Genomic DNA, 13,036 nt, shown 5'->3' on the forward strand with positions numbered 1-13,036 from the left:
GAACAAATGAGTGAGAAGAGTAAAAAACAAAAGGTTAGTATCGTGGAAAAAATGGGCTTATTTATGGTATGTGCGGGAAATATTCCACTGATGGGATTATTGTCAGGATTCTTTATGATTTACTATACGAATGTGGTTGGTCTGGAACCGGCAGCACTGGCGACCCTGTTTTTAATATCCAAGGTGGTGGATGGAATCAGCGACCCGATTATGGGATATTTTCTGGACAAATTTCCGGTAACAAAAATGGGAAAATTTCGCCCTATGATTATTCTGGGAACAATCATCTGTGTTATAAATTATATTTTACTGTGGTTTGGCGCAGTCTGGATTCCGGTCGGAAAATATGTGATTGTGTATGTGACGTATCTGCTGCTGGGCTGGACGTTTGATATTATGGATATCTCCAAGAACAGTTTGCTCCCGGTCATGAGCGCGGATGACAAGGAGAGAAACAGTTTGTCACTTTTCAACGCGTTGGGAACAATGATAGGTAGCGCGGTACTGGCTGTGGCAGCACCGATTCTTGTGGCGGAAGGAACGTTACAGAACTATTACGTGTTAATTTTCGGTTCCATGGCCATGGTGTTGGTTTTATCTATTGCAGGGGCTCTTTGTGTAAAGGAAAGAGTAGCTTTTGAAGGAAAAAAAGAAGAAAGTTATACATTCAGGGAATTGTTACAGTTTTTGCGGTATAAACCTGTCTGGGCACTGTTTTTAGTGGCACTGGTAGTCGGGGTGGGCAGTAATATAGCAGGAGGAGCCGGCGCTTATTTTTACACATATATATTGGGTGATATGACGCTTATGTCAGGGGTGTCACTTGTTTCAATGATAACTGCTCTGGTGGGAATTTTCCTTGGACCAATTCTGGCAAACCGGTTTGGAAAGAAACAGATTTTTGTAATGGCAATCGTCGTATCCATCCTGTTTTCCGCACTGCGTTTGATTGATGTGAGATCTATGCTTTTGATCTATATTAGTACAGTGGCAGGAGGTGTGGCAGGCGGATGTATAGCACCGCTGACAACCAGTATACAGGCAGATAATACTACTTACGTGCAGTATAAAACCGGAAAACGTGCAGAAGCGGCGATCGCATCGCTTACATCTTTTATTACAAAAGTGGCGCAGGGACTCGGAGGAGCGATTCCGGGGTATGTATTGGCAGCTACAGGTTTTGTTACCGGCTCGGTTGCCCAGCCGGAGAGTATCAATACAGGAATTATCCTCTGCGTACTGATACTTCCGACTATCCTGACTGCCGCAGGGGCGATTCTTTTTGGTACACAGTATACGTTGGATAAAAAAGCAGTAGAGGAAATGCACACGGCAATCGCAGCGCGCAGCAATAAGTAACATATTGAAGGAGAATGCGATGGAACTGTCAAGATTAAAAGTAAACAACCACAGCGACGGATAACACCGGTGATACCGCCACCGCCACATCCTCCTTTGAAACAGGTTTTATGAAAAGGGAGTGGAGTGCGCAGTGTTGTTTGAAACGAGAATTGAGTATGAAGACGGCACATTTGAGACAGTTCTCTCTGACGATAAGTTGAAAGTTGCCGATGGTACAGTATGGTGAACCTGTGCGGCCGGTGAAAGAAGTGGAGGCGGTCGGTATGGAGGTAAGCCCAAAGGGAGAGACCATTATCGATTTCGGTCAGAATCTGGCAGGTGTACTGCGGGTAAAGGTGGATTTGCCCGCAGGAACAAAGTTGATACTAGATCACTTTGAGACCAAGGATTCTCAGGGGAATTATTTTAATAATATAGCTGGTGCTGACATGACAGGTCATACACAGACGGATGTATATATATCTAACGGGAAACCCGCAGAGTACAGACCGCATTTTACATATCATGGTTTCCGCTATGTGAGAGTGATATGTGATGCTCCGGTAAAGCCGGAAGATTTTACGGCAGTGGCGCACGCAGGACAATTTTGGGCAAGAGATAAGGAGGAAAAGAACATATGAAAATTCTGGCAATGATAATGCTCGTGCTGCTCATTTTAGCAGTCGGCTTTGTGGGGTATGTTTATAAGAAAAATGCGATGTTTCTGCCGGCACTGTTTGGCATCGGCGGTTTTCCGAATATAAAAAAGAAAGATTATTATCAGGCAGACGGAACATTCCGGAAAGCGGAAAAAGATGATAAAATGGCATTTTTTATGCAGCATCCGGTGTTTGGCGGCTATAAGCATATGTTTTTTAATGTTGAGGATAACGTGTTAAAAGCGATTGCCCCGGCAAAATATGCAGATTTTCTAAAAGCGCAGGGCAGAAGTGATCAGATGGAAAATGCACTGGAGGCTTTTAATTACCTGACCCGGCTTGTGGAAAGTGGAGAGGCGCAGTTGATTTCCGATATTAACTCGAAAGAAATGATAGAACAGAATCCATATCAGTCTCATTTGACCGGAATGTTTTACAAAGGAAAGCAAGGAAAACCGTTGGCGGTGGTCGTTCCCGGAGGTGGATTTATCAGTAATGTGACGGACTGCGAGGGATATCCCGTGGCAATGAAATTACACAAGTTGGGGTACTCCGTATTGGTAATCAGTTACCCGATTGGCAAACAGCTGGGAGAAACGGAACATGAAAAACAGGGGCAGGCAGCGGTCAGGGAGCTGGTGCAGGTAATCCGTTATCTGAAGGAGCATGAGCAGGAACTGTCTGTGGATATGGATGACTATGCGATATTCGGTTTCTCGGCAGGCGGCATGATGACTACGGCATATTCCTTCGCAAATTACGAGGACTGCTGTCACAAAGTAAAACTGCCGAGACCGAAAGTGATTTTCCCGATGTATGGTCTGGACTGGAATGTGAAAGCGCTTGAGCAGGATAAGGGACTGGCGGTATTTTCCATCGCAGGGCGCGAGGATGAATACGGATTCGGAAATGTAGAGAAGAGACTTCCGCAATTGAAATCCGTGTTGGGTGAGGACAATGTGTCTGTACGGATTTACGATAATCTCGGACATGGATTTGGTATTGGTTCCAATACCATAGTACCTCATTGGTTTGAAGAGGCAGTGGAATTCTGGGAGGCACATCGGAAATAATTTTTTCAAGAACAGGAAGAGTGAATTTTGAGAGGTCAAGTGTTTTATAAAATTATAAAACATCTGACCTTTTTTAAAGATGTTGGGGTCAAAAGCCCCCAACTATGATGCCTACGGATTGTTCCGTGCTTTGCACTCCCACAATCCTCCCAATTATTCGCAGAGTAGTCTCGGAAACTCAATAAATAATTGATATAATTCAGAGAGTATTCCAGCAAATCAGTAATACAGTGGTTTGCGAGCGGAGGAGATGATGTTTAGAAGAGCTGCAGTAAAAAAAAGACATGGTAAGCAGCCCTCTTGAATGAGAGCTGAAACAAACGCTATTGGGGAAAGAGTCCGCTTATATGTTGGATAGTTATCCATGGCAGAATCAAGGCACATATTTGATATGTGCAGGTCGGGCATGTGTTTTTCAAATTCATGGAAAGCTACCAGAAAACTGACAGAATCATGTCTTTTGGCACTGGTAAACCGCAAAAGGAGTGGAATATCAACGTGTAGTGAATGGCGCACAATTCACGAGAAATGACAATAGTTTTTTGGAAATTTGCTGAAAAAATTTAAAATCCCTCTCTGAAAATGGGAGGAAACGAAAAAAGTAACAAGTACAAAAAGAGCGGAGATTCGGGTTTTATGGAGTTTCCGAGACCGTTCTGAAATAGATAAGGAGGAAAAAAACATGGGTAAGTACAAAGGGCTGTTCTGGCCGGCAATCTTAGGCGTCAAGCATATGCCGAAGGTAAAGGAATCGGAGTTTTACAATGTCGCGGGAGGGTTCCGCAGGGCTACGATCAATGACAAGATTGCGTTCTTCCTGCAGCATCCCGTATGGGAGGGCAGGCCGGAGCTTTTTATGAAGACCGGGTCGCCAAAGGAAATATATGCCATGTCAGGCATGAGCGTCCATGGTTTGTGCAATCTTATCGGGCAGCCCGCACAGGCGCAGAGCATCGTGGATGGTTTCAACTATGTCGTGGAGCAGAAAGGGCTGAAAAAGGTGCATTTCATCAGCGGGCTTTATGCGGAGGATGAGGTAAGGCGTGATCCCGACAAGGGAAAGGTACAGGGGATCCTGTTCCAGGGGGAGCCAGGGAAGCCCGTGGCTGTGCTGATTGCGGGCGGCGGGTTTGACGGCGTAGCCTCTTATTTGGAGAGCATCCCGGCAGCCATGGAGCTGCACAGGAGGGGATACAGTGCGTTTGTGCTGGTCTACCGTGTGAATGTGGAGCTGCATGAAACCGAACCGCAGGCCAAGGGCGGGGAGGCATCCAAGGATGTGCTGCCGGCGGTAAGGTATCTGATAGGGCATCAGGCAGAGTACGGCTATACGATGGACGGCTTTGGTATGTTCGGGTTCTCCGCTGGAGGCCTGATGACGACAGCCTACGCATTTTCTGATTATAAGGACTGCTGCCATAAACATAATCTGCCAAGGCCCGCCGCCATCTTCCCCATCTATGGCCTGCACTGGGAGCTTAAGGTTCACGAGGAGGACAAGGGGCTTGCTATATTTTCCAGGGTCGGGCGGGATGACCCTACCGGTTTTGCGGCCGTGGAGAAGATCATCCCGGACATCAGGAAAGCGCTGGGGCAGGAAAATGTCGATATCGTCATGTATGATAAGCTGGGTCATGGCTTTGGCCTGGGGATAGATACTGCGGCAGAGGGCTGGCTGCGGGATGCAGTCGCATTCTGGGAGGAGCATCGGAAATGTTGATTTGCTCTTCACGGATTTCAACTGTTGTTTGTGCCGCGGTGCGGCATGTCCGAAAGCGTGGGAGAACAGGAGAAATGACAGTATGGGACAGGTAAAAAACAATGATTCTTTTTTGGGCAAGGCTGAAAAATTAAAGCCTGTGCTGAAGCACAGGATGCTCCGGCCGGTGGGCGTTGTGTCCTTTGAGCGGAAAAAGGCGGACAGCGGGGCGGATTTCTGGAATACGGTGGGAATTGAGCGGTTGGGGATCCTCTCCGTTATGTTATCGGACGAGCCTCTCGCATATCGTGGGATTGTCATCCCACTTTTAGGCTCATATTGGGGCGGGTCCCAAGGCCTTTCATCCACTTATGAGCAAGCTCATGTGGATTTAGACCTTTTGACCTTGGCATCATGACATTACCTGATTTGGGGCTCCCTTTGCGCCATGCCTGCAGTCAGTCCGGAAAGAAAAAGTGGCAATGCCTGTTTCAGACTGTTTTCCACTGCATCTACAATCTGTTTCACAAAAAGTTCTTCCCGTTCTCTTGTTTCCAGATAAGGATCAGCCCGTGTGCGGTAGTAGCGGTCAAAATAATCTACCAGTGCAAGAGAGATTACCTGACTGTAAGATTTAAAATCCTGCCTGTCCATTGTCTGTAAATATTCCCAGGCTCTCCGCTGCTGTTCTTTGTCCAGATTAAAACGCAGGTTTGTGTTGCGGATATTGTTCTGCATGGTTTATCCCCTCCTTTTCAGGCTCATATAAGCAAGAGATTCGTAACCTTTAGCGGTGGCGCAGATGTCATCAATGATGGTGACTCGTGATTTGTCATACGTTCCGAAGTTACGGAACAGGCATCCACCGCCGCCAACCACATACAGGCGCATCAGGTCAGGATTGTATTCATATTTGCGGAGCGTGGAAAAAAGTTCTGCCACATACTGTCTGGCAATAGAACTGATACAATCCAGATATGGTGCTGAAATGTCAGCTGTTCCAAACCGCAGAATCTGTTCTACTGTGGATTCTTCAATTTTCACTCCGAATTTGTCCAGAACAGCGTTCTTTGCAGCAATCATGCATTGGTTTACACCAAGTTTTTCTGTCCAGCATCGGCTCTCCTGCGCTTTCTTATTGTTGATATACAGAATGTTCATGGTTCCGTTTCCGATATCTGCAAGGAGATTGGTTCCCTTGAAATCTCCAAGTTGGTTTACGATAGCCGGATACCCCTGTGGGTAAAGGCTGCATCCCACAAAGTGGAGATGATACTCTTTGCTGTTAAAAAGGTAACGGACTTCTGGATTCTGGAGCAGATAGGAACGAAAAGCTTCTCTTTGAGTTCAGATCCATGTCAGAGGGAGTCCGGCAGCCAGATGAACATCTGCTTCACGGATGGAAAAGACATTCAGTTCCCTTGCAATAGCCATTAGCGTCAGAAGATAATATTCTTCGTCCATAGCTTTATCCGGGATAAATTCTTTGTGTCCTTCGCCAATCCGGTAGTAAATGCCGTTATATTCCAGAATATTCCCGGTGAAGATTGGTTCGGTTTCATAGGCTTTGATGCCGGTTGGTGTGACGATGTTTGCTGTTTTCATATTGCCGTAGCCATGATCTACAGCAATGATTTTTGTGTTTCTGAGTTCTCGCATAAAAAATACCTCCGTTTTCGTATTGATTGATTCAGCAGGTCGTACCGGTGTGGTACTGCTCTGCTGTGAGATAAGCATACGAAGATCGGAGGAAAAAGGCATTGAGGGGAAATTGAGCAGGAATTGAGAAAAAAGATATATTGTGCTTACGTTCTTCATGTACTCTTGTTGTGATTTCATTGTTTTTTATCGTATAATATGGATACTGGAGGTGGTTTGGATGAAATACAAGATTTTAGTTGTCGATGATGATAAAGAATTGGTGAAAATGCTTTGTAGTTATTTTAATATGAAACAATATGAAACCATTACGGCTACAGATGGAATGGAAGCATTAAATAAAATAAAAATGAAACCGGATATTATTTTGTTGGATATCAATATGCCACGCATGGATGGGATTGAAGTATGTCGTCTGATACGCAGTAAAGTGTTATGTCCAATTTTATTTCTAACAGCAAGAGTTGACGAAGATGATAAAATTAATGGGTTGCTTTCAGGTGGGGATGATTATATTACGAAACCATTTAGTCTTCGGGAGTTGGAAGCGAGGATTGTTACAAACATAAAGAGAGAAGAAAGGCATCAACAAAAAACGGAATACCGTTTCATGGATGAAATGCTGATTGATTATTCTGAAAAAATAGTAGCTATAGCTGGACACAGGATGGAGTTCACAAAAATTGAATATCAGATTATTGAATTCTTATCCATGCATCCAGGGCAGGTGTTTGATAAAGAACGTATATATGCACAAGTCTGTGGATATGATGCGGAAGGGGACAGTAGAACGATAACGGAATTAGTACGGCGTATAAGGAAAAAAATAGCGGATTATTCAGAAAAAGAATACATAGAAACTGTATGGGGGATTGGATACCGATGGAAAAAATAAGAAACTTGTCACTGAAAAAAACAATTCTGCTTTATTTTGTGATCAGCTTAACGGCAGCATTTCTGTTATCTGGATTTACAGTTCATTTTGCAAGAAATATGCAGAATAAAATATGGGAAAAATATATTGAGTATGCAGATTATACGGACGTGTTTCAGCAATATGGAAAGAAATACGAGATTGAGATATCAAGACCTAATCAATCACAGATGAATCGTTTGGACCATCATCTTTCGGAAATGTGTGACTTTATGGAAACATATTCGGTACTGATTTTTTCGATTGTTGGGAGTGTTGTTGCGGTATTCTTTTTTTATAAAAATAAGTTAAAGACACCTCTACAGGAACTAAAAGATGCCTCACAAATGATTGCAGATAATGAACTGGATTTTCATGTGTCCTATGAAAATAAAGATGAGATGGGAACTTTGTGTAAAGAATTTGAAATGATGCGAAGTGATTTATCAGATAACAACAGAAAGATGTGGCGAATGATTGATGACGAGAAGGCTTTGCGGAATGCAATTGCACATGATATACGTTCTCCACTTTCCATATTGCGTGGGTATCAGGAAATGCTCTTAGAGTTTGTTTCTGCTGAGAGTATAAAAACAGAGGATGTTATTGATATCTTACAAACAGGCATGTATCAGATTGACCGTATAGAGCATTTCACGGAAAACATGAGAAAAATGTCCCATTTAGAACAGAGGGAACTGCAATGCTCAGAGATAGAATTATCGGAACTGGCAAAAAAGATTGAGGCAGAAGCTGCCATGCTGTCCAAGAAGGAAAGTAAATTATGTAAGGTAGAAAGAGTGCAGGAACAAAACATTGTGAAAGTGGATGAGGAACTTGTCATGGAAGTGACAGACAACTTACTGGAAAATGCGGTTCGATATGCACAAAAAAGTATTGCTTTGCAGATAAAGAAAAAGGATGGTTTTCTTATAATTTCTGTTGAAGATGATGGAATAGGATTTGTGGATACTGAGGAAAAAGTAACAGAACCATTTTATCATAAGAATCCACAAGATGATTTAAAGCATTTTGGCCTTGGTATGTATATTTCTCGTATTTTCTGTGAAAAGCATGGAGGAAATTTGAAAATATATAATGCCAGACAAGGCGGTGCTCATGTAGAAGCTCTTTTCAAAGCTGAATAAAAATACTTTATAAGGCTGAAATCACAAATAAAGTGGTTTTAGTCTTTTTTGTTGTGAATTTATTGAGAATTGATTTGTATGATGTTGTTAAAGAAATAAAGAAAGGAAGAGATACAATGAAAACAATCATAAAAAGAAGTATACTTGATTATTTAAAGAACCCTGTTTTGTGGATTGGCTTGATTATTATAGTTGCCAGTATGTATCAATGTCTGTCACCGTATTTGCAAATTCATTATATCAAACAGAATGAACAGGTCACACAAAATGATGTAGAATTGGAAGATGCCGATGTCATGGATGGGTACATTCCCACATCTGATGATAAAGAAAGAAGAAGGGAGTGGGAAGATACGATCAAAGAGACGTTAATGGACACCTCCCAAAATGGTTTTGGATTTAGCAGGCAGGAAGCGGATCATGTAATGAAAGAAATTCAGAATATGGATGTAAAGACTGCTTCTGAGTTTTTGGAATCCCAATATGGCTATTATAATGCAATATATGCTTATGAGGACCTTGAAATTCATAAGGGGACAGCAGAAGAAATCAATCATTATATCGAGCGGAAATTATCCGAACATTCTTTTTCCTGGTACTTTGCCAAAAAGTTCACGGATTTTGCAGGATTGCATATGGCCTTTTTTGCAACAGTCTTGCTATCATTTTTATTTATTCAGGATACACGAAAAAGTACCTATGAATTATTACATACAAAGCCTGTTACGGCAATCCAATATATATGTGGGAAAGTAATAAGCGGATTCATTAGTATGCTGGGAGTATTAGTGATTTTGAATGTTATATTCTTTATGCTGTGTTTGAAAACGTCTTTAGAATCGGGATTTCCGGTAACACCAATTGATTTTTGCGTGAATTCTCTGATCTATATTGTGCCGAATCTTTTGATGATATGTTGTGTCTATACAATTACAGCATTAATATTTAAAAATCCGCTTCCGGCAGCACCAGTTTTGTTTTTACACATTATATATTCAAATATGCTGACCGAGAAGAATGATATTTATTATATGAGACCGTTCTCTATTATGGTGCGATTTCCTGGCAGGTTTTTTGAAACACATGCAGCCAAAATGTCAAATATAAATCAGATTATGCTTGTGATCGCATCTGTTATATTAGTATGTATTTCTGTTACAATCTGGAAAAGGAGGAGGGTTCATTGAAAACGGAACTCAAAAACTGCCTGTCGTTATATAAGATTTTTTATTCATGTGCCTTTATACTGATATTGTGTGTTATTCATCCGATTATATACTATGAAGAAATCGGTTCAGCAATTCAGTCTCCAATAGCATTTTTAACAATTATTTTTTGTAGTGACACATATTTGATGGAAGTAAAAAGTAAGCGTGCCGATGTATTTCATTTGTATGATCAAAAAAAGCAGTTAAAAGTAATATCACAGAGAGTGTGCGTTCAAATATTATATTTATTAATACTTTCCTGTGTTGGATATGTTTTATTTTTCTGGCAAAAACCGGGCAGTGTAAACGAAGGCATTTCAGGTATTCAGATATTTCTTTTATATTTCATTGCAATGTTTGGAACTATCTGGCTTTGGAGTATATGCTCTGTGATTTTGTGTACATTGCTTGGAAATATGTGGGCAGGTATAGGATGTTTATTTGGAATTGTCATTGGACTTATATCAAAAGCGGGAAGTTCATTTTTCGGAAATCTGGGATTGTTTTCTTTCAGCTTTTGTGAACCTACTCAATTAATGTCCGAGAGTTGGATTTATGGAACGCTTGTGTCTTTTATAACGGGGCTGTTTTTATTTGCAGTATTACCAATGGCTTTAAAGAAAAGAGGATAGATTATGAGTATTAGAATAAATGATTTAACAGTTAGATTTAAAAATGGTGTAGTTGCAGTAAATAAGGCATCTCTTGAAATACCCAAGGGAATTTACGGACTTTTGGGAGAGAATGGTGCGGGAAAAACCACGCTGATGAGGGTTCTTACAACCGTTTTAAAACAAACGGAAGGAGTGGTTTCGATTGATGGAATTCTGTATAACGAGGGAAATTATGAAAAAATACAGAAAAAGATTGGTTATCTTCCACAGGAAATCGACTTATATCCGAATCTTACGGTGAAAGAATGCCTTGTATATATGGGGGGACTGTCAGGAGTATCCAGAAATGACCTCGAACAAAGAATTACCTATTATCTGGAAAAGACTTCTCTTACAGAGCATCAGAATAAAAAAATGCGGCAATTATCTGGTGGTATGAAGAGACGTGTCGGACTCATACAGGCACTTCTTAATAATCCGGATTTTTTGATTATTGATGAACCTACCACCGGGTTAGATCCGGAAGAAAGGATTAGGATCCGCAATCTTCTGGTTGATTTTTCAAAGGATAGAACTGTGCTGTTTTCCACTCATGTAGTAGAAGATTTAGCAGCAACCTGTACACAGCTTGCCATTATGAAAAAAGGAAGTTTTTTATATTCCGGAAGCGTGAGTGGATTGCTGGAAAATGCAAAGGGCTGTGTTTGGAATTGTACGGTACAAAATGCAGAAGAAGCCCGTTTGTTAGAAGCCAATTATTCTATATCATCTAAGCAGTATGTAGAAAATGGAATTCATATGAAAGTATTAAGCAAAGGAAAGCCAAATGAGAATTGTGTCCTGAATAATGATATCACTTTGGAAGATGCATATATTTATTTGACGAATAGTTGAATATAACGGCGGGCAAGTTGCCCGCCGTAAAGTATGCTTATTTTGTTAAAAGACCGGATAGATTTTTTCCAATGCAAAATCCAATCTGTGGATATAACTCCTGAATTTCCTGATATTTTGCTTCAATCATTTCTGGTTCATCAGCCCAGATCTTTTCATATATTTTGAAAGCTCTTTTAAAATGTGTTTTGGCTTGCGGAAGATTGGCAGTCATCAGATAAATGGTTCCAAGGGTTTCCTGCACTTTGGCATAATCCAGACAATCATCGGAATGGTATTCCTTGATGATGCCGGATAATTTTTGCAATTCAGAGATGCCTCTTTCGGGTTCCTGCTGTTCTGTCAGGAACATTGCATAATTGGCAATCTGAGGTATGCTGTCATTTATATGAAGCAAGTTAAATTGGTCAAGCAGTGAGATACTTTTTTCCATGTGTTCTCTTGCAAGATCGGGATGACCGTTCATGCGGTAAAGTCCACCGAGATTGGCATGAAGGTTGGAAACAAGGCGAGCATTGTCGGCAGTGATATTTTCTATCTGGGCAAGTGCATCTTCTTCCAGTTTTATTGCTTTTTCAGGTTTGGTTTCAAGGGTTGCCTGAAAATCCAGTAATAACGCCCGGTCAGAATCGGTGCCAATGTCTTTAGGCTTCAAAAAATTTTTTAATTCCTGAATGATTTCTTTCATACCTTTCTGGTAATTATAATTATCCATATATGGAAAAACATTTTCCAGAAAAAGTAGATATTTTGGTATATCATCTTTTTCAATCAATTCTATGATGTTTCCTGCTGTCTGAAACAGCTTCTTGTAATAATCGACTTCAATTCCATGCATTAAACATATTTTCTGTAAAGAATCCAGTAATATGTGACAGCTACTTACAGATGGTTTTGTCTCTGAAAGGGCAATTTCCTTAATCATAGGATGCAGGGAGATTGTGTGACGTGTAGTTGTCTGCACAAAACCAGTTTCAATCAAGTCGTTAATTTCATTTAAGGTAGGCAGTTCCAGCCATTTGGCGAATATGCGGGCAGAAATACCAGTGTAAGGAAGAAAACACAAATTGCACATGATATCCTGCTGTTTTCGGGATAAAGCATATAGTGAAAATAGAGTATGGATATGACTATAATAAGTGGCTTTACTGCTTTGACCATCCTTGATTATCTTAATTTTATCTTCATTATCGAGAGATGCTCTTTCTTCCTGAAGTCTTGCTAATAACTGACCTGGAGTTGAAATTCCATTTTCCAAAAGTTTTGCAGCCAGTTCTACAGCAAAAGTATGATAGTGTACGGTCTCTATGATTTTTTCGACGGTCGAACGATACTTGTCTGCTTCTGAATAAAATGCAGATGTCAGTTGGAAAAGAATGTTTATATCCTTTATTTCTTTTAATTGAAAAGTACAGTATTCATTCAGATTACTTCTGGTCGTAAATAAAATCTGACAGCGGTATTTTAATACTACTGACAGAAAACTGTCCTGTGTAGCTGTGACATTAAAATTATCTATGATAAGCAGAGTATCGGATTTCAGGGAACGCAGAAAACGGTTATGTCTTTGAAACCGTTCCTGTTCGTTGATTTCTGGTGGATCATCAATAAAATCCATGTCAGTAATGTCCTGATGAAGATCACCTGTATATTCTACATATAGAATGTTAGTGTAATACTTTTTGTAATGTTTTGCGTAGGCTTTGGCAAGTTCGCTTTTACCAATACCGGAAATTCCGCAAAGAAAAACATGACGGTTTTCCTCAAGCATGGTATATAATTCTTCTAGTTCTTTATCTCTTCCGATAAAATGACGGCATGGTTTCGG

Annotated in this window: 12 protein-coding genes and 1 pseudogene; 10 read left to right on the forward strand and 3 right to left on the reverse strand. The window is 40.9% G+C overall.

Annotated features, from left to right (window positions below; genetic code table 11):
• Window positions 1-6 precede the first annotated feature (6 nt).
• The 5 genes from PGS38_RS05530 to PGS38_RS05550 all read left to right on the forward strand — a co-directional run bounded on the left by PGS38_RS05530 (window position 7) and on the right by PGS38_RS05550 (window position 5,190).
• A complete protein-coding gene (locus tag PGS38_RS05530; protein WP_055267537.1) occupies window positions 7-1,359 on the forward strand; it encodes an MFS transporter in 1,353 nt (450 codons plus the stop codon).
• A gap of 266 nt (window positions 1,360-1,625) precedes the next feature.
• On the forward strand, window positions 1,626-1,982 hold the full coding sequence (locus PGS38_RS05535) for a family 78 glycoside hydrolase catalytic domain (protein WP_010782296.1): 357 nt from the start codon (window positions 1,626-1,628) through the stop codon (window positions 1,980-1,982).
• Window positions 1,979-3,073: an alpha/beta hydrolase gene (locus tag PGS38_RS05540; RefSeq protein WP_055267539.1), complete on the forward strand. Its 1,095-nt coding sequence runs from the start codon at window positions 1,979-1,981 to the stop codon at window positions 3,071-3,073. The genes PGS38_RS05535 and PGS38_RS05540 overlap by 4 nt, the downstream gene beginning before the upstream one ends.
• A gap of 889 nt (window positions 3,074-3,962) precedes the next feature.
• Window positions 3,963-4,793: an alpha/beta hydrolase gene (locus PGS38_RS05545; protein ID WP_147326096.1), complete on the forward strand. Its 831-nt coding sequence runs from the start codon at window positions 3,963-3,965 to the stop codon at window positions 4,791-4,793.
• A gap of 82 nt (window positions 4,794-4,875) precedes the next feature.
• Entirely contained in the window at window positions 4,876-5,190 is a 315-nt protein-coding gene (locus PGS38_RS05550; protein WP_010782299.1) for a hypothetical protein, read from the forward strand.
• A 2-nt stretch (window positions 5,191-5,192) separates the two neighbouring features.
• Here PGS38_RS05550 and PGS38_RS05555 read toward each other — a convergent pair whose 3' ends face one another.
• Window positions 5,193-5,510 (reverse strand): hypothetical protein, encoded by a 318-nt coding sequence (locus PGS38_RS05555; protein WP_010782300.1) that lies wholly within the window; start codon window positions 5,508-5,510, stop codon window positions 5,193-5,195.
• 3 nt (window positions 5,511-5,513) lie between these two features.
• A pseudogene (locus PGS38_RS17645) lies at window positions 5,514-6,431 on the reverse strand (ParM/StbA family protein).
• Window positions 6,432-6,651: 220 nt separating this feature from the next.
• Here PGS38_RS17645 and PGS38_RS05565 point away from each other — a divergent pair.
• From PGS38_RS05565 to PGS38_RS05585, 5 genes are all read left to right on the forward strand, one after another.
• A complete protein-coding gene (locus PGS38_RS05565) occupies window positions 6,652-7,326 on the forward strand; it encodes a response regulator transcription factor (RefSeq protein ID WP_014080778.1) in 675 nt (224 codons plus the stop codon).
• Complete coding sequence (locus PGS38_RS05570) at window positions 7,314-8,492, forward strand: HAMP domain-containing sensor histidine kinase (protein ID WP_118640374.1); 1,179 nt, start codon at window positions 7,314-7,316, stop codon at window positions 8,490-8,492. Before PGS38_RS05565 ends, PGS38_RS05570 begins: the two co-directional genes overlap by 13 nt.
• 116 nt (window positions 8,493-8,608) lie before the next feature.
• A complete protein-coding gene (locus PGS38_RS05575; RefSeq protein WP_117509306.1) occupies window positions 8,609-9,679 on the forward strand; it encodes an ABC transporter permease subunit in 1,071 nt (356 codons plus the stop codon).
• Window positions 9,676-10,332, forward strand: coding sequence for a transporter (locus PGS38_RS05580; protein ID WP_243002043.1), 657 nt, complete (start codon window positions 9,676-9,678; stop codon window positions 10,330-10,332). The genes PGS38_RS05575 and PGS38_RS05580 overlap by 4 nt, the downstream gene beginning before the upstream one ends.
• Window positions 10,333-10,335: 3 nt before the next feature.
• Window positions 10,336-11,208, forward strand: coding sequence for an ATP-binding cassette domain-containing protein (locus tag PGS38_RS05585; protein WP_117802665.1), 873 nt, complete (start codon window positions 10,336-10,338; stop codon window positions 11,206-11,208).
• Window positions 11,209-11,245: 37 nt separating this feature from the next.
• Here the strand turns inward: PGS38_RS05585 and PGS38_RS05590 are convergent.
• The coding region (locus PGS38_RS05590; protein ID WP_270476015.1) for a tetratricopeptide repeat protein at window positions 11,246-13,036 on the reverse strand (1,791 nt) is incomplete at its 5' end.

The organism is Fusicatenibacter saccharivorans, from assembly GCF_027667425.1.
In the GTDB taxonomy this organism is placed as follows: domain Bacteria; phylum Bacillota; class Clostridia; order Lachnospirales; family Lachnospiraceae; genus Fusicatenibacter; species Fusicatenibacter saccharivorans.